A 21,948-nucleotide genomic window follows, 5' to 3' on the forward strand; every position below is an offset into this window, starting at 1 on the left:
GTATTTATACCTTCTTCCCTATTTTCTTGAGGAGCTTTGTCGATTTGGCGATGTTCATTTCCCCGTGATACTCGCCATCCACCACAACAATCGGCCCCAGGGCGCAAGCCCCGAGACAACCAACCGTCTCGAAAGAGAACTCCTGGTCCTCGGTCGTTTCGCCATCCTTTATCCCCAGCAGGGTGGTGATGTTGCTGGCGATAAACTCGGCGCCGCGCACATGACAGGCGGTGCCCATGCAGAGGCTGATATGATGGCGGCCCTTCGGCTTCAGGCTGAACGCCTTGTAAAACGTCGCGACTTCGTACACTCGGCTTACCGGAACGCCAAGATTAGCGCTGATTGCCAGCAGGGCATCCTTGGCAAGATAACCGAATTCCTTCTGGACGTCCTGCATGATGGGAACCAGGTAACTTCGGTCCCCGCCGTAACCTTGCACGATCTCCTTTACCTTTTCTTCCATTATCCTTCTACCTCGTCTATTATTTCCGAAGACACGTTCCGCTTGCCGCGGGCTTCGGGAAGAAGTCCCCTCTCCGCGGCTGCCATTTTTATGAACATTAAGCTACGATTTATGAACATTAAGCTACGATTTCACCTGTTCCCTGATCTCCGCACGGGACTTGGAACTCGCTATCTTGATTTTGAGCATCTCCCACTCGATATCGACTCTTTCCTGAATGGCCTTTATCTGATCGGGAGTTACATGCCGAAACCGTCCCTGACCCTTCAGGTAATCCGCCACCGGCCGCCGTTTCTCCGGCACCGGCATGGTGAACCGGTACTTGCCGTCCTCCACCTCGTAAATGGGGAAAACCCCCGTCTCATAGGCAAGGCGGCCGAGCTGGATGCTCGTTTCCGACGGCGAGCGCCAGCCGGTCGGACAAGTGACCAGACAGTGGATGTACGCGGACCCCTTAACCTCACGGGCCTTCTTGACCTTGTTCATGAAATCTATCGGGTAGGCCGGCGAAGCCGTCGCCACGTAGGGGATATTGTGTGCAACCATGATTTCCATAACGTTTTTCTTCCAGACCTGATTGCCGGGAATTTTCTTGCCCGCCGGCGACGTAGTTGTCGAGGCCAGAAACGGCGTCCCGCTGGAGCGCTGGATGCCCGTATTCATATACGCCTCGTTGTCGAAGCAGACATAGAGCATGTCGTGACCTCGCTCCATCGCCCCGGACAGGGCCTGAAAGCCGATGTCCATCGTCCCGCCGTCGCCGCCGATGGCAACGGATTTCACTCTCTTGTCCGGAATCTTTCCCTTGCGGCGCAGTGCCGTCAGGCCCGCCTCCACGCCGGAGCCAACCGCCGCGGCGCACGGAAACGCCACGTGTATCCAGGGGAGCTTCCAGGCAGTCGTGGGATAAAGGCTGGAGATAACCTCCATGCAACCGGTCGCGTTGGTAATGACTGTATCCCGGCCCAGGGCCTTGCACATCAGGCGAATGGCCAGCGCCTCGGCACAACCCTGACAGGCGCGATGACCGGCGCTGAAGAACTCCTCCTTGCTTACCAGCTTGGGGGCGTACAGATCAAAGTTTTCTATAATTGTAGGGCTGTTTGTCAATGTAGTCATTATCCCCTCACTCCGTAAAATTCATAGGGTTCCGCAAGCTTCCCTGCGGCCGCCTTCTTCATCATATCCACAAAATCAACGACCTGTATGTCCCTGCCGCCCAGGCCGATGATGAAATTCACCACAGCGGGACGGGCAGGCTCATCATAAAGGGCGGAGCGGATTTCGGAAAAAACAGGCCCGCCGGGCCCGCCGAAAGATACCGCCCTGTCCATGACGGCCACCACCCGAATTCCCTTTACCGCCTTTTTCAGGTCTTCAAAGGGAAAGGGGCGCCACAGTTTGATCTTTATAAGGCCCGCCTTTATTCCCTGCCGGCGCAGTTCGTCAACCGCGACTTCCGCGGTTTCTCCCATCGATCCCATTGTTACCATGGCCACATCGGCATCCTCGGTCAGGTAAGTCTGCACCGGCTCATATTTGCGGCCGAACAGCTCTTCCCATTCCTTCCATACCTCCTTGATAACCGTAAGCGAGTTGACCAGGGCCGCGTCCTTGGACTTCTGCGCTTCCGCGAAGATATCCGGCATCGCGAGGGTTCCCATCGAAACAGGGTTGTCCGGGTGCAGGGTCGCATAGGGAACATACGGCGGCAAAAATCGATCCACCTCCTCCTGATCGGGCATGAAGAGCGGCTCGACCATGTGGGTAAGCTGAAAGCCATCCATCATTACATCGACAGGCAGCATCACGTCGCGGTGTTCGGCAACCTTGTAGGCCTGAATAACCATGTCCACCGCCTCCTGGCCGTTCTCCGAAAAGAAGGTTATCCAGCCGGTATCGCGCATCGGCATGATATCGCTGTGATCGTTCCAGATATTGATCGGTGAGGAAACTGCCCGGTTTGCCACAATCATGACAATCGGCACCCTCATCCCCGAGGCAATCGGCATAACCTCGCTCATGTAGAGAAGCCCCTGGGAACTGGTTGCCGTGATCACGCGCGCACCGGTTCCCGAGGCGCCGATAGCGGCGCTGAGCGCGGAATGCTCGCCCTCCACAGTGATAAAAGAGGCATCCACCCGTCCATCGTTGACAATATCGGAAAGATGCTCGGCAACATGGGACTGAGGCGTGATGGGATATACGGCTGCCACCTCAAATCGGCACAAGGCGGCCGCCTCCGCCGCTGCAATTGCGACCTCGATTCCTATTCTTTTTCCCATTCCCTACTCCTCCTCATCCGCCATTGCAATGGCGCCTGTCCAGCACTCTTTCGCGCAGATGCCGCACCCCTTGCAGTAGTTTAGATTGGCCTCAAAAAACCCGTCGGCATCTTCTGTAATGCAACCTTCAGGACAGTATATGTAACAAAGACCGCACTTTATGCATTTAACCTTATCCCAGAGCGGGCGCTTCGCCCGCCAGCTTCCCGTATGATACTCCGCAGAGCTCCCCGGGCGGAAAACCATGCAGCCGGGGTTTATCTCCTGCCATGTTTCAGGCCACTTTTTGTCTGACATCGCAATACCTCAAGAATTATTTTTATCCCTCGTTGATAATCCTGACCTCTTCATAGGCGCGCTTCGCGGCGTTCTTGTTTTTTACCGCTATCCTGCCGAATCTTTTGTTGATTGGTTCGGCAAGCGATTCCATCTTCACCACCCCGGTAATCTTGATCACGGCGCCCAGCATGGTCGTGTTGGTAATGGGTACGCCCAGCTCCGCCCGTGCGATCCCGATGGCATCGCAAACGGCGATTTTACCCTCGAATTTGATATTGGCCCTGAGTTCTTCGAGGTTCTTGGTCGTGTTGATAATCAACACCCCCGACCGCTTCAGACCCTCCGCAACATCCACCATTGCGATCAGGCTTTCGTCAAGGACAACGACAACATCCGGGTTGTAGATTCCCGAACGGATCTTTATCTGCTTCTCGTCCACCCGGTTAAAGGCAGCAACCGGCGCCCCGCGCCGCTCCGGACCGAAACTGGGGAATCCCTGGGCAAATCTACCCTCGCCAATGGCCGTCAAAGCCAGCAGCTCTACCGACGTGACTGCTCCCTGACCGCCTCTCCCATGCCATCTTATTTCTAACATTCGTCAAATCTCCCGTGTTAATTGACTTTTATAATAACGCGTTTCTCATATAACACATGGAAACGGCTGTCAACAGCGGATTAATCCGTAAGCACCTTCATTCTCACCGGCACTTTTTTGAATTGCCGTTACAAAACTACTTTGCAAAGCAAATTAAATGCCACTCCCCAAAATTTATTGATATTCCCGTGCGCGCAAAGAACTGTTTAACGGCATAAATAACTGATAACGCTTTATTAGTGCCTGGATAATTATCCTTATCTTGTTAAAGCCGCCGAGTTTCAACACTGCCAGAGACCGTAATAAAACAATGCAATCAGTTCGCATAGCGCACATATCTGGCGGCCACAAAGCGGCACTGCAAATCAAGAGTGGATTACGTGCGTGCTAATAACAAACATTAGTGCGGAAAAAGCACTTAAATTGCATACGGAGACAACTGCCTCAGTCCAAAACCAGCGCTTATTTATGTGATTCTCCTGAATTCGAGGCTCTTGGCAAGCGTCATCTTGTCCGTGTAGCGCAGGTCTCCCCCCATGGGAATGCCAAAGGCTATCCGGCTTACCTTAATATCCCGCTCTCTCAGCAGCCGGGAAATCAGCAGAGCGGTCGCCTCTCCGGATGTATCGGGATTGGTTGCCAGGATAACCTCTTTGATCGGCTGTCGAAAAACGCGCTCCAGCAGTTCCGCGATGCGCAGCTTGTCCGGCCCTATCCCGTCAAGCGGCGAGATCGCGCCGTGGAGGACATGATAAACCCCATGATATTCCCCGCTCCCCTCCAGCGCAATCAGCGAATCCGGATCTTCGACAACGCAAATGAGCGACTGATCGCGCCTTTGATCCGAGCAGATACCGCAGAGTTCTCCTTCCGCCAGATTGAAACAGGCGGAGCAGAAACGGATCTTGCGTTTGACATCGAGCAGACTCTCGGAAAAGAGGCGGACCTCCTCCTCCGAGGAACGCAGCACATGGTTAGCCAGACGCGCCGCCGTCTTCTCGCCTATTCCGGGAAATTTGGCAAACTCTTTGATAAGGTTCTGTATGGGAAGCGCATAGCCTGACATGGAGCGCCCTATGCCAGACCCGGGATCTGAAGACCGCCGGTTATCTTGCCCATCTCGGTTGCCGCGAGCTCCTGCGCCTTGCGAACCCCTTCGTTTACCGCCGCAACTATCAAATCCTGAAGCATCTCGACATCTTCCGGATTTACGACCTCTTTTTCAATCTTCAGCGAAAGAATCATGAACCTGCCGTTGACGGTGACCGAAACCATCCCGCCGCCCGCTGTTGCGTCAACGGTCCGCTCAGCCAGCTCCTCCTGCAGTTTCATGACGTTTTCCTGCATCTTCTTGGCCTGTTTCATTATGTTCCCGAAATTCTGCACCGCTTTTCCCTCCTTGCCTACTGAAATAAGTTCTTCAAAATACCAGCCCCACCAAGGCGACCAAGTTTTCTTTTTCGAGCGGGCGCCTTTTCAGCGCTCGGAGCGGTCATCCTGATCCAGGTCCTCATCCAGCGGCGGCATCTCGGAAATGGTTGCGGCAACCTCTTTATCGCGCACCTTCACTTCCTTTACCTCCGCGCCGGGGAAGACATCGAGAATCTTCCGAACCAGCGGATGAGAGAGCGCCTCACGCCGGATTTCCCTGTTGTGATTATTTTTTTCCGCCAAGTTATTTCCCTTGGGCGCGTTTTCCCCGTTTGCCGGTAAGACAGTTTCTATCTCCAGCCTTGTTTCCCTTTGCCAAAACTGCCGGCAGTAACCGGCCAGTCTATCCTTGCGCTTAACAATATCGTTGTAAAAAAGGTACCCTTTTTCAAAACCGATCCGAAGAATCCCCTCTTCGCAGCAAAGGCATTGACCCTGCTGGAGCTTTGCGGAAAGGGCCGGTTCATGCTCTTTAAGGAACTCCCGGAAGCCGTCCCATCCCTGCCCCACATTCAGACCTCCGCCTGCCGGCCCGACGTTCGGGCTTGGCATGATTCCTTCGCTTTCATCGCCCGCAACACCAACCCCATAGGCCGGGCGCTCCTCCCTTGCTGCCGGCGCCGAGGGTGAACCATATCTTTCTGCAAGGGCGCCCCCGCGGGCCTCCCTGCGCAAGGAAGAAACGGCGCCAATCTTTTCTGTTCCTCCGCCCAGGCGAATCTCCATCCCTTCCATCCGTTCAATGAGCGCTTCCAGCGGGATGATCTTTTCCAGATATGCCATCCGGCAGAGCACCGCCTCCAGATTCAGGCGGGGGTTCTGACTCCGGCGCACGTTCTCCTCCTCGGCCATCAGCAGCTCCAGGAGGCGCTGCAGGGTTCCCGCTTCCCGCCCCTCGGTCTGCTGTCGCAGACGAGCCTTCTCTTCCACGGGGATGTCGATCAGGGCGTCGTTGTCGTTTACAATTTTCACGAGCAGCAGGTTGCGGAAATGGTTCAGCAGGGTTTGATAAAAATAACGCATATCGAGGCCGTAATAGTAGGCCTCGTCGATGATTTTCAGACAGCGGCCGGCGTCCCTGGCCAGCACCGCCTCGGATAAGGCCAGCAGAAAGCGGCGATCGGAGCGGCCGATAATTTCCTCTACCGCCTCATCTGTGATCGCGCTGCCCGCGTATGAAATAACCTGATCGAAGATGCTCTGGGAATCGCGCAGACTGCCATCGCCCGCCTCGGCAATCCAGGCAAGGGCGCTGTCGCTGACGTCGATAGTTTCCGTGGCCGCTATCCAGCGGAGATTTTCCTTGATCTGCTTCTGGGAAATCCTTCGGAAGTCGAAACACTGACAGCGGGAGCGGATCGTGGCCGGCACCTTGTTCGTCTCTGTGGTCGCGAAGATAAAAATAACATGAGCAGGAGGCTCCTCCAGGGTTTTAAGCAGCGCGTTAAACGCCTCCCTGGTGAGCATGTGTACCTCGTCGATGATGTAAATCTTGTAGCGGCCGGATGCGGCGGCGAATTTGACGTTTTCCCGCAGTTCGCGGATTTCGTCTATCCCCCGGTTGGAGGCGCCGTCTATTTCCCGGACATCGATGGCGTTTCCATTCGTGATTTCCAGGCAATGGACGCATTCGTTGCAGGGCGTCGGGGTCGGTCCGGTTTCGCAGTTAAGGGCCTTGGCGAGTATCCGGGCAACCGACGTCTTGCCTACCCCGCGTGGCCCGCTGAAGAGAAAGGCGTGGGCAATGCGATTTTGGGAAACCGCATTTTGCAGCGTCCTGACGACGTGCTCCTGCCCTGTTACCTCTTCAAATTTCTGGGGGCGGCACTTTCGTGCCAGAACGCGGTATTCCTGCACAAACGCTCCTGTAAAAAACGAATGAATAGGGATAGCCGGGTTTATCCGCAGCACACGCCGGTGACTGCTGCCGCTGCTTCCTTCCGGACCTGACGGGGTTAACAGGCCGCCGTCGCACGGGACCCGGCTATCTTTCTGGCAAGAAGGGGCCTGGAAGCCCCCTGATTATCATGGCGGAGAGAGCGGGATTCGAACCCGCGGTACACCTTTGTGGGCGCACACACGATTTCCAGTCGTGCTCCTTCAGCCGCTCGGACATCTCTCCATGTTTTTCCCGGCCAATAATTTTGCCCTTATATGAGCTTAACAATCCGTCTGTCAAGAAATTTGTCGCTGCCGGTCAGCCATGCTGTAAATTGCAGTCATAATGGAAATAAATATGACTCTGACTCCAATTTAAAAAAGGTTTTGCTTTTTTGTCCTTTTGTGGCATATTCCCCGCCGACAATTGTTGCTGGATATAAAATAAGCTGAATAACAACAATATTTTTAAGCACATCCAAATGATATACCTGTATATATGCGTTATCCGTTTTGATCGTTCGTTGAACCTGTTAGGCATGGTGGCAAACAAATCTTAAGAAACAGGACGGGAGAATTAACATGGGATTACAAATCGGCGCTTCGGAAATTATTGCAATAATCATCTTTCTGGCAACAATTACTGTAGTTATAACCGGTTGGTTCGACAGCGTGATCGCGGCTCTTTTGGGAGTCGTGGCCATGATCTGTTTCGGGGTCATGACGGACATCGACGCCTTCAAGTTTGTCGATTGGAATGTGATCGCCATCCTGCTTTCCATCTGGACCATCTCCGGATTTTTCGGCAGATCAGGAGTTCCCGCGTACCTGTCAGCCGTCGTGTTGAAGCTGTCCCGCGGCAATGTTCCCCTGTTTGTAGTCAGCGTCGGCGCCCTGGCCGGCCTCGTTTCGATGCTCATCGATAATGTTGTGGTCGTCCTGATGTTCGCCCCGGTCATCTTCCATGCCTGCCGGCGCTTCAAGCTTCCCGCCTTCGGGCCGGTTCTTTTCATGGGGCTCTGCGCGAATTTCATGGGAACGGCGATGCTTCTGGGAGATCTGCCCCCGCAGATGCTCCACAGTGTTGCCAAAATCGAGTTCTCGGGTTTCATCTGGTTTATGGGAAGGCCCTCTTCCTTTTTCATCCTGCTGATTGCCTATATCATCACCTGCACGGTCTTCTACTGGAAATTCAAGAAGGACTTCTCCGCGATCAAAATGGATATCTCTTCCATGGGAAATGAGAACCCCCTTGATAACATCAAGGATAAGCCCTTCGCGATCATCTCCTGCGGAATTTTTATTCTGACCATCATAGCCATGGCCTTCCGGGAGAAATTTGGCTTTCACCTGGGGTTCATCGCCATGTGGGGCGCTCTGGCCAGCATCCTGTTTTTCACGATTTTCAAGGATCGCTTCACAGTGGAAATCCCCGATGTCGAGGAAATCCTCAAGGAACTCGACTGGCGCGCCATTTTCTTTTATGTCTCACTGTTTGCGCTGGTCGGCGGCCTCGATCACGCGGGCGTGATCAAGGTTGTCGCGGCAGCGATTACCCCGATGATCAAGGAGAGTCTGGTAGTGGGCAGCTCTGTCGTTTACTGGGTCACGGCGCCCATCGTGGGTTTGGTCGAGCACGACGCCTACATCCTGACGATGCTTTATGTCATCCGCGACCTCGGCGCCGAGGGGATAAATCCCTGGCCTCTTTACTGGATGCTGCTTTGGGCGGGCACGCTAGGAAGCAACCTGACGATCGCCGGCGCCCCCGCCTTATTCGTCGCAAAAAATCTCGCCGACAAAGAAGACCAGCGCCGGAGCACTTTGAAGGAGTTTGTGAGCCTCTCTATTCCTTACGTGTTGATTTCCCTGCTTGCCTGCTACATTCCGGGAATGATCATCTGGGTGCTGCCGTTTGCCAAATAGTCTTTCTGAAAAGTTTTATATTATTTTGATCTTGACAGGAAGAGACAACTGATATAGATGTTGCATCCCAAAATATATGAAGGAGGAAGTTTTTTTGGCTACACATAAATCTGCTGAAAAAAGAGACAGGCAGGACGTTAAACGTCTGGAACGCAACAGGGCGGTTAAAGCGAGCGTTAAAACCGCGATCAAGGCCGCGAGGGAAAACATCGGCGCTGGTAACGGCGAAAAGGCTGCGGCTTCTTTGGCAAAAGTCATTCCCGTTATCGCCAAAGCGGCGGCCCGGGGGACGATTCACAAAAACAACGCCGCCCGCAAGATTTCCCGCCTAACCAAACTCGCAAACGCCGTTAAAGCCTGATTTTTAGAAATTCGCCATCATCATCTGATACGCCCTCTCGGCTGAATCCCCCGCCAGTTTGAGAAGGGCGTTTTTTCTGTTTCTTTCCGTCAAGGCCATGTTGGCGACAAGGTAATCGTCTGTCCCGGTTACCGCCCGGTTTTCCCAGATGAGGCGGCCGCTGGCCCGTTCTTCAAAGATAACGGACATCCCGACAGTCATCCGTTCTTCCGCCGCCAGGTTTGATGACTTGTAGGAAAGGGGCGAGATCTGAATGCCGTTGACGCTCCCTCGGCAGATAACATCTGCTTTGTCCCGGCTGTCAGTCAGTTGAAAACGGCCCTCCTGCACAAAGCGATTGATAAACGCGCTGCGAACGATGTTTCCGGCGTAGGCCTCGCTTGTTTTATTGACAAATACCTCCACAAAAAAGGTCCGCAGATGCGGGAGGTTAACTTCCTCTCCCCCCGGAAAATGGTATCCGCAACCGGCCAAAATCAACAAGGCCAGGGATATCAGGAAGCTGTTTCTAACAATCCGGGGGGGAATATTCACTGTTGCGAATCTCATGGCGGCTGTTTTCTACCCCGCGACTACGATGTTTACCAACTTCTTCGGCACATAAACCACCTTGACGATCTGCTTGCCGCTGGTAAGGCCGACAATCCGCTCCTCGGCAAGGGAAAGCGCTTTGATTGCCTCTTCCTCCTCATCGGCGGCCACGGTTATCCGGCTTCGGACCTTGCCGTTGATCTGCAGCACGATCGTGATTTTTTCCTCGGAGGCAACCCCATGATCGAACTCAGGCCAGGCTGCGTCTAAAAGCGGCCACTTTCCCCCGATCATGGCCCAGAGCTCTTCCGTGACATGGGGGACAATCGGGGCAAGGAGGGTGATTACCGTCTCCACCGTCTCCCGGACAACGGCAAAACCCGTTTGATCGTCTTTGGGGGGCCGCGGCAATTGATACAGGGCATTGACCAGTTCCATTACGGAGCTGATCGCCGTGTTGAAATGGAATCTCTCCTCAATATCGGCGGTCACCTTGCGGATCGTCTGATGGGTCTTGCGGCGCAGCGCCTTGAGCTCCCCGGCAAGCGGCTGTTTCCCGTCGAACGGCTTGACATCCTTGATATCATCGAGATAATCGCCGATGATTCTCCAGATCCTGTTGAGAAAGCGGAAACCTCCTTCCACCCCCTGGTCGCTCCATTCGAGATCCTTCTCCGGGGGCGACGCAAAAAGGCAGAAGACCCTCACCGTATCGGCGCCGTAGGTGTTGATCAGGTAATCGGGATCGACGACGTTCTTCAGCGACTTCGACATCTTTTCCGTCTTGCCGATTGCCACATCCTGGCCGCAATGGGTGCATTTTCCCTCGTTGACCTCTTCGAGGAAAAGATAGCCGTGCGTCGGGCAGCGCATTGTCTCCTTGCAGACCATTCCCTGGGTCAGCATATTGGTGAACGGTTCGTCAACGCCCACTACGCCGAAATCCCTCAGCATCTTCGTATAGAAGCGTGAGTAGAGCAGGTGCAGGATCGCGTGCTCTATCCCCCCTATGTACTGATCAACCGGCATCCAGTAGTCTATTTTTTTTCTGTCCAGCCCCGGTTTGACGTCATGATCGGCGCTGCAGAACCGCTCAAAATACCAGGATGACTCGACAAAGGTGTCCATCGTATCGGTTTCGCGTCGGGCTGGTTTGCCGCAACGGGGACAGGTCGTTTCGACAAAAGACCGGTGCCTGGCAAGGGGAGAGCCTCCCGCGCCGCCGAACGCCACATCCATCGGCAGCACCACCGGCAGTTCCGCCTCTGGCACCGGCACAACCCCGCAATCTGAACAGTTGACCATTGGGATCGGGGCGCCCCAGTAACGCTGGCGGGAGATTCCCCAGTCCCGCAGGCGGTACTGGATCGTCTTTTTGCCCCGGCCGAGCCCCTCCAGATGAGCGGCAATCGCCTCGAGAGCCGAGCGGTTCCCCGTTCCGTCAAAATGGCCGGAGTTCACCAGCACGCCGTCCCCGTCGTAGGCCTCCGTCATTGTTTGAACGTTCAGGGTGCGATCCGGGGGCTGGATGACAACGATCAGCGGCAGGTCATATTTTCGGGCAAATTCGAAGTCGCGCTGATCGTGGGTAGGAACGGCCATGACGCAGCCGGTGCCGTAGTCGGCCAGAACAAAGTTTGCCGCATAGATCGGCATCTTTCGTCCTGTTACGGGATTCAGGCAGTGGCTGTCCAAAAAAACGCCCTCTTTTTCGTAGTAGTCGGAGGTGCGCATCTTCTTGTCCTGCTTCTTTATTTTCTCAACAAAAGCGAGCACTGCCGCTTCATTCGGCTTGCCGTGGGCCAGCTCAAGAACCAGTGGATGCTCTGCTGCGACCAGCATGAACGTGGCGCCGTAAATCGTATCCTGGCGGGTTGTAAAGACCTTGATCTCGCCGTCGCCTTCGGCCATCGGGAAAGATGCCTCGCAACCGTAGCTTTTGCCGATCCAGTTTTTCTGCATCGCCAGCACACGCTCCGGCCAGCCGGGCAGCTTGTCGCAGTAATCAAGCAGCTCCTCGATGTAATTGGTGATCCGGAAAAACCACTGTTTCAGATACCGCTCATTAACCTCGGCGCCGCAGCGCCAGCAGCACCCGGACTCGACCTGTTCATTGGCAAGCACCGTCTGACACTGCGGGCACCAGTTAACGGTGGAGTCCTTCTGATAGGCCAGTCCTTTTTCGTACATCCACAAGAAGAAGAGCTGCTCCCATTTGTAGTACTCCGGCTCGCAGGTCGCAAGCTCCCGGTCCCAATCATAGCTGAAACCCATTCGCTTGAGTTCCCGCTTCATGTTTTTTATATTGTCGTGCGTCCAGACGGAAGGGTGGATGTCGCGTTCGATGGCGGCGTTCTCCGCCGGAAGGCCGAAGGCGTCCCACCCCATCGGGTGGAGAACGTTGTAGCCCCGCATCCGCTTGTACCGGGCCACGACATCGCCGATTGTGTAGTTGCGCACATGGCCGATATGGATCCGGCCGGAGGGATAGGGAAACATCTCGAGCAGATAATACTTCTTTTTATCAGGATCTTCGGTGACCCGGAAGAGCTGCTCGTCCTCCCAGCGCTTTTGCCACTTCTCTTCTATTTCCTTGGGGTTGTATTTTATTTCCATCAAGTCGCTCCGATAAATATGTCAATTCCCGCCTTCGCTGCCGCCCGCTTCGTTTTTGCCGGGCAATTTTTCGTAGAGGGCGTCCAGAATGCCGTTAATGAACGATCCTGAATTTTCCGAGCCGTAGATCTTGCCCAGATCAATGGCCTCGTTCAAAGTTACCTTCGGCGGGACATCCGGACAAAACAACAGTTCATAAACGGCCATTCGCAGGATGCTCTTATCGACGCGCGACATGCGGCCGATTGTCCAATTCTCGGAATTGCCGCTGATCAGCTTGTCGATTTCCAGCCGGTTTTTCCATGTTCCCGCGACCAGTTCGTGGGAAAATCTCTTTATTTCTTCCGACATTTCCCCGGAAGTGTTGTCGAAATTGGCCCAAAAAAGGGCAATAGCATCGTCCAGCTCTCCCTCCTGGGTGTCTAACCCGTAAAGAATCTGAAGCGCTATTTCCCTTGACTTCCGCCTTTTGTGCATTCGTTCCTCTAACTTCGCCGGTCTTGTCCTGCGAATCTGTCGAAATGGTCTATAGGGAAAGGTTTCTGAACAGATCAACCATTTCTATCGCCGACATGGCGGCATCCCAGCCCTTGTTTCCCATCTTGGCGCCGGCTCGTTCAATAGCCTGCTCAATGGTGTCGGTTGTCAAAACTCCGAAGGAAATCGGCACTTCCGTTTCCAGACCGACCATGGCGATCCCTTTGGCAACCTCGGAACTGATGTACTCAAAATGGGGGGTGGCGCCCCGGATGACGGCGCCCAGACAGATGACGGCGTCGTATTTGCCGCTTTTTGCCATCTTTTTCGCGGCCAGCGGCAATTCAAAGGCGCCGGGCACCCGCACGATTCGGATATCTTTTTCCGCCCCGCCCGCCCTTGTAATCGCGTCTATCGCCCCGTCAATCAGGCGCGCACTGATAAAGTCGTTGAACCGGCTGGCCGCGATTCCAAACCGCATTCCCTTTGCAACTATCTTCCCCTCGATAATTTCCGGCATCTTTCTTCTCCTTTGCTTAGGAAAGGCCTCTTTCTATAACTTCAGTATATGCCCCATTTTGTTTTTTTTGGTCCGCAGGTATTTTATATTATTGTCATTTGGCTTTATCTCGATCGGCACCCGCTCGGTAACGGTCAGTCCGTATCCGTCAAGACCGACGATCTTCTTGGGGTTATTGGTCAACAGGCGCATCCTTCTCACCCCCAGATCGGCCAGGATCTGGGCGCCTATTCCGTAATCCCTCAGATCCTCTTTAAATCCAAGACTGATATTGGCCTCCACGGTGTCGAGCCCCTGATCCTGAAGATTGTACGCCTTCATTTTATTGACCAGCCCGATTCCACGGCCCTCCTGGTGCATATAGACAAGCACCCCTTTGCCCGCCTCATCGATCATCTGCATTGCCCGGTGCAACTGGTCGCCGCAATCGCACCTTTCGGAACCGAAAACATCGCCGGTCAGGCATTCCGAATGCACCCGCACGAGAACCTCGTCCCCGGGGCTTATCTCCCCTTTTACCAAGGCCACATGCTGGATGTCGTCCACATCGTTTTCATAAACGATGACCTTGAAAATGCCGCCGTACCGCGTCGGGACCGTGGCCGTCGCCGCCCGGCGGATCAGCGATTCGTGCTGCATGCGAAAGTCGATCAGATCCTTGATCGTCACGATCTTGAGGCCGAACTCCTTGGCGAAGATCTCCAGATCGGGCATCCTCGCCATCGTGCCGTCGTCCTTCATAATCTCGCAGATAACCCCGGCCGGCTTCAGTCCGGCAAGCCGGGCCAGATCAACGGAACCTTCTGTCTGACCGGTGCGTACCAGCACCCCTCCCTTGCGGGCGCGGATCGGGAAAATATGCCCGGGGCTGACCAGATCGTCCGACTTCGCATTGTCGGCAACCGCGGCCAGGATTGTCGTCGCGCGATCCGCCGCCGAGATGCCCGTTGTCACCCCCTGCTTGGCCTCGATGGAGACGGTAAAGGCGGTATTGAATCGGGAGCGGTTATCCCTGACCATCGCCGGCAGACGCAGGTTGTCGGCCGCTTCCTCGGTAAGGGTCAGACAGATCAGCCCCCGACCGTAGCGGGCCATGAAGTTGATCGCCTCCGCCGTGACAAATTCCGCCGCCATGAACAGATCGCCCTCGTTTTCACGATCCTCGTCATCCACCAGGATAACCATCTTGCCGCTGCGGATATCAACCATTGCCTCTTTGATGCTGCTTACACCCATGATATCTCCCCTGAAATTATCTCAGCCCCGCCCGTTGAATTATCAGGCCAGAAGCTTGATTTGCCTGTCATTCCCTTTATTTTATAAACCCGTGGCGGGACAGCATCTCCAAACTGATTCCCTCTTTTGCGCCCACTTCCGGCAAAACCGCATCGCCCTGGTTGCTGCCTTTTACAAGCTTCTCTATGTACCTGGCGATGATGTCGGTTTCAATATTGACGTCATCCCCTCCCTTTTTTATCCCGAGAGTTGTCCCGGCGGCTGTATGCGGGATGACGTTAACATAAAATCTGTCTTTTTCACAGCGATTGACGGTAAGGCTGATTCCGTCCACGGTGATCGACCCTTTAACCACGACATACCGGGCCAGTTCGGGACTAATTGCAAACCCGAAGAGCAGAGACCCGGAACGGGTCGTTTTCTCGATTATTTTTCCTGTCCCATCGACATGGCCAAGGACAATGTGCCCTCCCAGACGGTCGCTTAACCGCAGCGCCTTTTCGAGATTTACCGGTCGTCCCGGTTGCAGATTGCGGAGGGTTGTTTTAGCCAGTGTTTCCGCGGAAACGTCCACCGTGAAAGCCCGTCCGGAAATGGCGGTGACCGTCAGACAGGCGCCGTTTACCGAAATGCTGTCCCCCGCCTTTACATCGTCAAGCGGCAACGCGGTTTCTATTTCCAAAAGGGCGTCCTCTCCCCGGCTCGCCATCCGCCGGACTGAACCCATCGCCTCAGTTATTCCCGTGAACAATATCATCACCCCGGATTGTTCTTCTTCTCCTTTTTATGAACGCCAAGCTGCGCTTTATGGACATTGAGCGTCCCTTTTTTCTTGCGCAGAATATCCTTCAATTCTTCAAAAAAATCACTTACATCGCGAAATTCCCGGTAAACCGAGGCGAAACGGACATAGGCAACGCCGTCGAGCTGCTGGAGCTCCTGCATGATCGTTTCGCCGATCACCTGAGAGGGGATCTCCTTGCCCGGGAATTCCTGGCAGACATGCTTGACATTTTCCACCACAGCCTCGATGGAATCCGTGCTTATCGGACGTTTCTCGCAGGCCTTTTTAATCCCGGAGCTTATCTTCATCTGGTCGAAGGACTCCCGGCGGCCATCTTTTTTAACGACAACCGGCAGCATTTCCTCAACAAATTCGTGGGTTGTAAAACGCCTGCCGCAACCGAGACACTCCCGTCTGCGTCTTATTTCGTTTCCGTCCCGGCTGATTCTGGAGTCTGTAACCCGGTCTTCATAATAGCCGCAAAAAGGGCACTTCATCGCAACGACACCTCAATCCCCGCTTCAGCCAACATCTCTTTCGCCAGGGGATCATGATAGTCGTTGCTGACTACAACGCGCACAACCCCGGCGTTAATCAGCATTTTTGCACAGATGCTGCACGGGTAGTTAGTGCAGTACAGGGTGGCGCCCTTCGTGCCGGCCCCATGCAGGGCGGCCTGAATAACGGCGTTTTGTTCAGCGTGCAGCCCCCGGCAGAGTTCATGACGCTCGCCGGAAGGAACCTGACACTGCTCCCGCAGGCACCCAACCTCGCCGCAGTGCCGGATCCCGGTGGGGGCGCCGTTGTATCCGGTGGAAAGGATAAAGCGGTCGCGGACAAGCACGGCGCCTACATGGCGGCGCAGACAAGTCGAGCGTTTGGCGACAACCCCGGCGATTTCCAGGAAGTAATCATCCCAGGGGGGACGTATGTTTTGCTGCTCTCTTTCCATTGGCGGCCACTGCCTTGTCTATTGGAAATCAACGGGGATTCCTTCAGCGATTCTCCCTTATCCTTTGTGGATAGAGGGGGAAACGTTCGCACAAAACGCTTACCTCCTGACGCACCTCGGCAAGCCGTTTTTCGTCGTGGATATTCTTCAGCACGGATGTGAAGAACCCGGCAATCTGCTTCATCTCCGCTTCTTTCATTCCCCGCGTTGTCAGGGCGGGGGTTCCGATACGGATTCCGCTTGTTGTTTGCGCCCCCCTGGTGTCGTAGGGAATGCGGTTTTTATTGATGGTAATGCCGGCCCGGTCAAGGGCTTCCTGCGCCTCGCTTCCGGAGATGCCGACACTCGTTAAATCTACAAGCAGCAAATGATTATCGGTGCCGCCTGTCACTAAGCGGAGGCCATCGGCAAGCAGTTCATCGGCCAGGGTTTTGGCATTTTTCAAGATCTGCATCTGGTAGAGGCGAAACTCCTCGGTCAGGGCCTCTTTCATGGCTACCGCCTTGGCCGCGATAATGTGCATCAGCGGGCCTCCCTGCATGCCGGGAAAGATGCTTTCGTCCAATTTCTTAGCGTATTGACTTTTGCAGAGGATAAGCCCGCCACGGGGTCCGCGGAGGGTCTTGTGGGTGGTCATGGTCACGAACTCGCAGCACGGCACCGGGGACGGATGAAGGCCGGCGGCAACCAGACCGCCGATGTGAGCGATATCGGCCAACAGCAGCGCCCCGGTCTCGTCGGCGATCTTCCGGAATTTCTCGTAATCGATAATCCGGGGATAGGCGCTGGCGCCGACCACGATGATCTTGGGTTGATGCTGCCGGTTCAGGGCGGCAACCTGATCGAAGTCGATGGTTTCCGTTTCCCGGTCCACCCCGTAGAAAAAGCTCCTGTATAATTTCCCGGAAAAACTGGCCGGGCTTCCATGCGACAGATGCCCGCCGTGGGAGAGGTTCATGCCCAGAATCGTATCGCCGGGCTTCAGAACTGAACAATAGACGGCCATGTTGGCCTGAACGCCGGCATGCGGCTGGACATTGGCGTGTTCGGCGCCGAAGAGTTTTTTGCTCCGGTCAATCGCTAGCTGCTCCACGATATCGACAAATTCGCACCCGCCGTAATACCGATGTCCCGGATATCCCTCGGCATACTTGTTTGTCATAACGCTTCCCTGGGCCTCCAGCACCGCCTCGCTGACAAAATTCTCCGAGGCGATCATCTCCAGCTTCCCGGCCTGTCTTCTCGTTTCCCGGCTGATTGAATAAGCGACTTCCGGGTCGGCCTGCATCAAATAGGACATCTGTCTTCTTTCCTCCTGCGATAATGAATATACAACGTTTTCCCGTTACAAGAACCGTCTCCCCCTTTACGGCCATCAACCAGTCGTTTCCCGCTACCCTTGGGTTATCTTGTCTAAACGCCGTTGATGACGCCCCCCCTCAAAGGGCGTCTCGAGCCATGTCTGAAGAATTTTTGCGGCGGTCTCCGGATCGGTCTTTCTCCCGGCGAGCACAAGGATGTTGGAATCGTTGTGCAGGCGGCTCAGACGGGCCGTTTCCGGATCAAGACAAAGCGCGCCCCGGACGCCGGGAAAGCGGTTGGCGACAATCGACATCCCGATCCCGGAGCCGCAGATCATAATTCCCCGGGTAAAAAGCCCCGTTGAAACAGCCTCTGAAACCTTTTTACCGAAATCAGGGTAATCCACCGCGGCCTCACTGTCTGTACCGACATCGGTCACAAAAAACCCGCGGCCTTCCAGAAACGGCTTGAGCGCCTCTTTCAGCGCAAAGCCCGCATGATCCGCTCCAATTATGATCTTATCAGCCGTCACAACTACCCCTCGAATTTTCTTAGGACAAGCACCGCATTCACCCCGCCGAAGCCGAAGGTGTTGGACATGGCGGTTTTAATGTTTATTTTTCTCGCCACACCGGGGACATAGTCCAGATCACAGAGAGGGTCCGGGTTGTCGAGGTTGATCGTCGGCGGGACAAGCCCCTCGTTGATCGCCTTAAGGCAGAGGATCGCCTCCACCGCGCCGGTCGCGCCGAGCATATGGCCGGTCATCGATTTTGTCGAGCTGACCGGAATCTCTTTGGCGTGTTCGCCAAAGACGGTCTTTATCGCCTCTGTCTCATAAGAGTCATTCAGATTCGTGGAGGTTCCGTGGGCGTTTATGTAATCAATTTTCGCGCCGTCGCTTTGCGCATCCGCCAGGGCCGCCCTCATGCAGCGGGCCGCGCCTTCGTGGCCCGGGGGCGGGGCAGCCATGTGGTAGGCATCGCTGGTCAGTCCATAGCCGACGAGCTCTCCGTGGATCCGCGCACCCCTTTTCCGCGCGTGGGAAAGCTCCTCCAGAACGACCACCCCGGAACCCTCGCTGACAACAAAACCATCGCGATCAACATCGAAGGGGCGGCTTGCCTTTTGCGGTTCTTCGTTCCTGGTGGAAATCGCCTGCATTGCGTTGAAGCCGGCGATGCAAAGCTCGGTGACCGCCGCTTCCGCGCCGCCGGCAATCATCGCGTCGGCATATCCGTCGGCAATAAGACGGGCGGCGTCGCCGATGGCGCAGGCGCCGGAGGAGCAGGCGGCAACGGGACAGTTGATCGGACCCTTGGCCCCGAATCTTATCGAAACATGACCGGCGGCAAGGTTGGACAGGACAGCCGGAATGGTGAAAGGCGATAGCCTGCGGAGCGGTCCCAGCAGCATCCCCTCTTTGGCCTTTTCTATCGTCGCCAGCCCCCCGATCGCCGAGCCAATAACGACCCCGGTGCGCTCGGCGTTGTCTTCCTGAATGATCAGCCCCGAATCGGCCATGGCCATGGTTGCGGCGGCGAGCGCGTAGATTATAAAGCCGTCTAAACGCCGCACCTCTTTTCTGTTGAGATACTCCAGAGGGTCAAACCCCTTCAGTTCGCCGGCAATCTTTGTCTCTACATGCTTGACATCGAAGCTCGTTATCCGGTCGATGCCGGATTTCCCCTGACAAATTCCCTGCCATGTCTCCGCCAGGTTATTGCCCAGCGGCGTCACTGCGCCCATCCCGGTAATGACTATTCTTCTTTTCAAAAATCCCCCTTTTCTACTGTCCTCAAGCTCTGTAAAAATTCGGGGTTACCCGTTCCAGACAACGTTTTTGCTATGGAGAAATTCCGTAACATCCTTGATGGAACGGATCTTTTCGAGTTCGTTGTCGGCAATCTGAATGTTGAAGGTCTCCTCCATCTCCATTATCAGTTCAACCAGATCAAGGGAATCTGCCCCCAAATCATCAATGAAAGACGCCTCGGGAACGCACTCCTCCCTTGTAACATTCAACTGCTCGGCAATAAGGTCGATAATTTTCTCATCCAGTGTCATCGGAATTCTCCTCCTTCAATCAGGGTTCGCCCTTCCGGGGCATTTTTACAGTTTGTTCAGCGCCGCCGCTGTTGCTTCCAGCGAGTTTGGGTCCTCCCCGTTAAGGAGGCGAAACCGCCTGTCGATCCGCCTGATCAGCCCGGAGAGAATCCTTTTGGGTCCGAGTTCCACGATAGTATCGACGCCCATTACGGCCATTTTTAACACCGTGTCCCGCCAGAGAACGGGAGTTCGTATCTGCCTTGCCAAAAGCCCCCCGGTCTTCCCGGCGCTGTGGAAGACGGAGGGATCGCAATTCGGAATAACCGGGGACGAACAATCCCGGAATTCCACTGCGGCCAGGACGGAGGCAAACTTTTCGGCTGCCCCGGCAAGCAGACTGCAATGGCAGGGGACGCTGATCGGCAGGATGACAGCGCGCGCGCCTTCCTTCTGCCCGGCGGCAGCTGCCGCCGCTGCAATCGCGGCCGTATGACCAGAGATGACTATCTGCCCGGGGGAGTTTTCTATCGAAACCTCAACAATGCCATTGCCTGCGCTGGCAGTAACGCGGCAGATCTCTTCCACCTCATTCCGTTCCAGCCCCATAATTGCCGCCATTGCCCCTTCGCCAACGGGAACGGCCTCCTGATGAAGCTGCGCCCGTTTCTTGACAAGCATTAGACAGCTCCGCAAATCCAACGCTCCGGCCGCATACAACGCCGAATATTCACCCAGGCTATGGCCTGCCAGAACAACCGGCTTTTCCTCAACCATGCCGGAAAAAACCCGCCAGGCGGCAATCTCCACAGTAAGAATGGATGCCTGAGTATTAACGGTAAGATCAAGGAGTTCTTGGGGGCCCTTGAAACAAAGTTGCGCCATATCCGTGCCGAAAACATCCGACGCCTCAGCGAAAAGGTTCCGGACTGCCGGATATTCACGGTAGAGCTCCTCCCCCATTCCTGGATATTGAGAACCCTGTCCCGGAAAAACGAGTGCAAATTTGCCCATAAGAAAACACCCGCTCAGTTAATTCAGGAGGCCTTTTCCAGCGGCACAACTTCCCTGCCTTTGTAGGAGCCGCAGGTCGGACACACATGGTGCGGCAGCTTGGGCTCATGACACTGAGAACATGTCGATAATGAAGGCGTTTTTAAAAAATCGTGCGCCCTTCTCATGTTTTTTCTTGATTTGGAATGCCTTTTAACTGGATTTGCCATCTTTATTACTCCTCTTTGATTTAATGTTCCAACTTAATATTTTTTAAAACAGCGAGCCTTTCGTCGCTTGCCTCGCTCCGGCAGTCGCAGGTTGTGTTGTTGAGATTGGCGCCGCAATTGGGGCACAAACCCCGGCATGTTTCCTTGCAGAGCGGCTTCATGGGTATCAGCAGCATGACCTGCTCAAAAATAATCTCATCGAGATCGATGATCTCCCCCTGATAATACTGAAAATCGAGATCCGCGGCGTTCAGCTCCGCCTCCTCGCCCGGTGCAGGCAGCGCCGGGGAAAAGGTGTAGTTGAAGGGCGCCTGCAGCGACAATTCCGTCATTTCGAGGCAGCGACCGCAGGGGATCTCCGCTTGCACCTGGATCGTCCCCTCAACATAGACGTTCTCGCCAATCTTGCGCACCATACAGGAAAAGTCGAGCCGCTGCAGTAAAAAACCGCCCGCGTCATCTTTCGCCAAAAATTGGCGGAACCATTCGCCGTTCCTGTCAAAATTCAGGCTCAGCCCCTCTTCGGGGATGGTATTGACATTGATCTTCAAAAAACTCACCCTTCTGCCTATCGGAGACGGCCTTCCCCTTTTCCGGGGCACCCGATAAAGGGTTGAAGTAGATTATAAACAGCATGAATTGTCAAGAATAATTTCATCAGGACGGTTCGTTCTTGACAGGCCGGCATCTTCCGGATAGAGTCCTCGCCGTTCTTTTTGTTTAGACGTAAGGCGCTTGACAGGAGGCTGGAATGCAAAACGAGATGCTCGAATGTTCCCGTGAAGTTGATATGGGAAGTTGGAAGGAGATGCCGCTGGAGTATGGGCGCTACCAGCTCTTTGTCCGCGTTCCCCCGGAGTGCGAGCTCATCGGCATGAAGCCGATCCCGGTTGTCGCCGATCCCGCGGCCGCCTACCGGGAGGCGCTTTTGCATCCGCAGGGCTGCCCAACGCTCGGCGAGATTATCAGGGCGAAGGACAAGCCGCCCGAGCAGCTCACGGCAGCTATCGCCGTTTCCGATATTACCCGGCCGGTTCCCTACA

The 21,948-nt window shown here is 55.0% G+C and carries 26 protein-coding genes, 1 tRNA gene and 1 other RNA gene; 3 read left to right on the forward strand and 25 right to left on the reverse strand.

Translation table 11 applies throughout. From position 1 onward, the window contains the following. Positions 1–4: 4 nt before the first annotated feature. From nuoE to K0B01_10170, 10 genes are all read right to left on the reverse strand, one after another. Positions 5–466: an NADH-quinone oxidoreductase subunit NuoE gene (gene nuoE, locus K0B01_10125; protein ID MBW6486492.1), complete on the reverse strand. Its 462-nt coding sequence runs from the start codon at positions 464–466 to the stop codon at positions 5–7. Between the two features lie 120 nt (positions 467–586). Then, complete coding sequence (locus K0B01_10130) at positions 587–1,582, reverse strand: pyruvate synthase subunit beta (protein MBW6486493.1); 996 nt, start codon at positions 1,580–1,582, stop codon at positions 587–589. Continuing rightward, entirely contained in the window at positions 1,582–2,748 is a 1,167-nt protein-coding gene (gene porA / locus K0B01_10135) for a pyruvate ferredoxin oxidoreductase (protein ID MBW6486494.1), read from the reverse strand. Before porA ends, K0B01_10130 begins: the two co-directional genes overlap by 1 nt. Positions 2,749–2,751: 3 nt before the next feature. Further along, positions 2,752–3,045 carry a 4Fe-4S binding protein gene (locus K0B01_10140; GenBank protein ID MBW6486495.1) on the reverse strand — a complete coding sequence of 98 codons (294 nt, stop codon included), beginning with the start codon at positions 3,043–3,045 and terminating at the stop codon, positions 2,752–2,754. A gap of 22 nt (positions 3,046–3,067) precedes the next feature. Continuing rightward, positions 3,068–3,622, reverse strand: coding sequence for a 2-oxoacid:acceptor oxidoreductase family protein (locus K0B01_10145; protein MBW6486496.1), 555 nt, complete (start codon positions 3,620–3,622; stop codon positions 3,068–3,070). 466 nt (positions 3,623–4,088) lie between these two features. Continuing rightward, a complete protein-coding gene (gene recR / locus K0B01_10150) occupies positions 4,089–4,688 on the reverse strand; it encodes a recombination mediator RecR (protein ID MBW6486497.1) in 600 nt (199 codons plus the stop codon). Between the two features lie 8 nt (positions 4,689–4,696). After that, complete coding sequence (locus K0B01_10155) at positions 4,697–4,987, reverse strand: YbaB/EbfC family nucleoid-associated protein (protein MBW6486498.1); 291 nt, start codon at positions 4,985–4,987, stop codon at positions 4,697–4,699. A gap of 111 nt (positions 4,988–5,098) precedes the next feature. Further along, positions 5,099–6,910: a DNA polymerase III subunit gamma/tau gene (gene dnaX / locus K0B01_10160; protein ID MBW6486499.1), complete on the reverse strand. Its 1,812-nt coding sequence runs from the start codon at positions 6,908–6,910 to the stop codon at positions 5,099–5,101. A 30-nt stretch (positions 6,911–6,940) separates the two neighbouring features. Continuing rightward, positions 6,941–7,039, reverse strand: an RNA gene (ffs, locus tag K0B01_10165) — signal recognition particle sRNA small type. Between the two features lie 42 nt (positions 7,040–7,081). Beyond that, positions 7,082–7,175 (reverse strand) — tRNA-Ser (locus K0B01_10170). A gap of 338 nt (positions 7,176–7,513) precedes the next feature. On the opposite strand from K0B01_10170, the gene K0B01_10175 reads away from it, so the two are divergent. Both K0B01_10175 and rpsT read left to right on the forward strand, forming a co-directional pair. Then, the gene (locus K0B01_10175) at positions 7,514–8,857 is read left to right on the forward strand and encodes a hypothetical protein (protein MBW6486500.1); all 1,344 of its coding nucleotides are present in this window, start codon (positions 7,514–7,516) and stop codon (positions 8,855–8,857) included. Between the two features lie 94 nt (positions 8,858–8,951). Next, positions 8,952–9,218: a 30S ribosomal protein S20 gene (gene rpsT / locus K0B01_10180; protein ID MBW6486501.1), complete on the forward strand. Its 267-nt coding sequence runs from the start codon at positions 8,952–8,954 to the stop codon at positions 9,216–9,218. Positions 9,219–9,221: 3 nt separating this feature from the next. On the opposite strand, the gene K0B01_10185 is transcribed toward rpsT, so the two are convergent. The 15 genes from K0B01_10185 to K0B01_10255 form a co-directional block, all read right to left on the reverse strand. Beyond that, positions 9,222–9,767, reverse strand: coding sequence for a hypothetical protein (locus K0B01_10185; protein MBW6486502.1), 546 nt, complete (start codon positions 9,765–9,767; stop codon positions 9,222–9,224). 12 nt (positions 9,768–9,779) lie between these two features. After that, a complete protein-coding gene (gene leuS / locus K0B01_10190) occupies positions 9,780–12,365 on the reverse strand; it encodes a leucine--tRNA ligase (GenBank protein ID MBW6486503.1) in 2,586 nt (861 codons plus the stop codon). A 21-nt stretch (positions 12,366–12,386) separates the two neighbouring features. Beyond that, positions 12,387–12,842 carry a transcription antitermination factor NusB gene (nusB, locus tag K0B01_10195; protein ID MBW6486504.1) on the reverse strand — a complete coding sequence of 152 codons (456 nt, stop codon included), beginning with the start codon at positions 12,840–12,842 and terminating at the stop codon, positions 12,387–12,389. Positions 12,843–12,891: 49 nt separating this feature from the next. Beyond that, positions 12,892–13,362, reverse strand: a complete 471-nt coding sequence (ribE, locus tag K0B01_10200; GenBank protein ID MBW6486505.1) for a 6,7-dimethyl-8-ribityllumazine synthase — start codon at positions 13,360–13,362, stop codon at positions 12,892–12,894. A gap of 33 nt (positions 13,363–13,395) precedes the next feature. Then, entirely contained in the window at positions 13,396–14,598 is a 1,203-nt protein-coding gene (locus K0B01_10205) for a bifunctional 3,4-dihydroxy-2-butanone-4-phosphate synthase/GTP cyclohydrolase II (protein ID MBW6486506.1), read from the reverse strand. 76 nt (positions 14,599–14,674) lie between these two features. Then, on the reverse strand, positions 14,675–15,349 hold the full coding sequence (locus K0B01_10210) for a riboflavin synthase (protein ID MBW6486507.1): 675 nt from the start codon (positions 15,347–15,349) through the stop codon (positions 14,675–14,677). Positions 15,350–15,354: 5 nt separating this feature from the next. Then, positions 15,355–15,879 (reverse strand): transcriptional regulator NrdR, encoded by a 525-nt coding sequence (gene nrdR / locus K0B01_10215; protein MBW6486508.1) that lies wholly within the window; start codon positions 15,877–15,879, stop codon positions 15,355–15,357. Continuing rightward, positions 15,876–16,334, reverse strand: coding sequence for a cytidine/deoxycytidylate deaminase family protein (locus K0B01_10220; GenBank protein MBW6486509.1), 459 nt, complete (start codon positions 16,332–16,334; stop codon positions 15,876–15,878). The genes nrdR and K0B01_10220 overlap by 4 nt, the downstream gene beginning before the upstream one ends. 43 nt (positions 16,335–16,377) lie before the next feature. Beyond that, complete coding sequence (locus tag K0B01_10225) at positions 16,378–17,634, reverse strand: serine hydroxymethyltransferase (protein ID MBW6486510.1); 1,257 nt, start codon at positions 17,632–17,634, stop codon at positions 16,378–16,380. A 93-nt stretch (positions 17,635–17,727) separates the two neighbouring features. Continuing rightward, complete coding sequence (gene rpiB, locus K0B01_10230; protein ID MBW6486511.1) at positions 17,728–18,168, reverse strand: ribose 5-phosphate isomerase B; 441 nt, start codon at positions 18,166–18,168, stop codon at positions 17,728–17,730. Positions 18,169–18,170: 2 nt separating this feature from the next. Beyond that, on the reverse strand, positions 18,171–19,412 hold the full coding sequence (fabF, locus tag K0B01_10235) for a beta-ketoacyl-ACP synthase II (protein MBW6486512.1): 1,242 nt from the start codon (positions 19,410–19,412) through the stop codon (positions 18,171–18,173). Between the two features lie 45 nt (positions 19,413–19,457). Then, positions 19,458–19,703, reverse strand: a complete 246-nt coding sequence (gene acpP / locus K0B01_10240) for an acyl carrier protein (protein MBW6486513.1) — start codon at positions 19,701–19,703, stop codon at positions 19,458–19,460. Between the two features lie 45 nt (positions 19,704–19,748). Further along, the gene (gene fabD / locus K0B01_10245) at positions 19,749–20,696 is read right to left on the reverse strand and encodes an ACP S-malonyltransferase (protein ID MBW6486514.1); all 948 of its coding nucleotides are present in this window, start codon (positions 20,694–20,696) and stop codon (positions 19,749–19,751) included. Positions 20,697–20,719: 23 nt separating this feature from the next. Then, entirely contained in the window at positions 20,720–20,905 is a 186-nt protein-coding gene (gene rpmF / locus K0B01_10250) for a 50S ribosomal protein L32 (protein ID MBW6486515.1), read from the reverse strand. A gap of 20 nt (positions 20,906–20,925) precedes the next feature. After that, positions 20,926–21,465 carry a DUF177 domain-containing protein gene (locus tag K0B01_10255; GenBank protein ID MBW6486516.1) on the reverse strand — a complete coding sequence of 180 codons (540 nt, stop codon included), beginning with the start codon at positions 21,463–21,465 and terminating at the stop codon, positions 20,926–20,928. Between the two features lie 191 nt (positions 21,466–21,656). Here K0B01_10255 and K0B01_10260 point away from each other — a divergent pair. After that, positions 21,657–21,948, forward strand: a 292-nt coding sequence (locus tag K0B01_10260; GenBank protein ID MBW6486517.1) for a DUF2088 domain-containing protein, incomplete at its 3' end; no start/stop codon positions are given.

This window comes from Syntrophobacterales bacterium, assembly GCA_019429105.1.
GTDB lineage: Bacteria > Desulfobacterota > Syntrophia > Syntrophales > UBA5619 > DYTH01.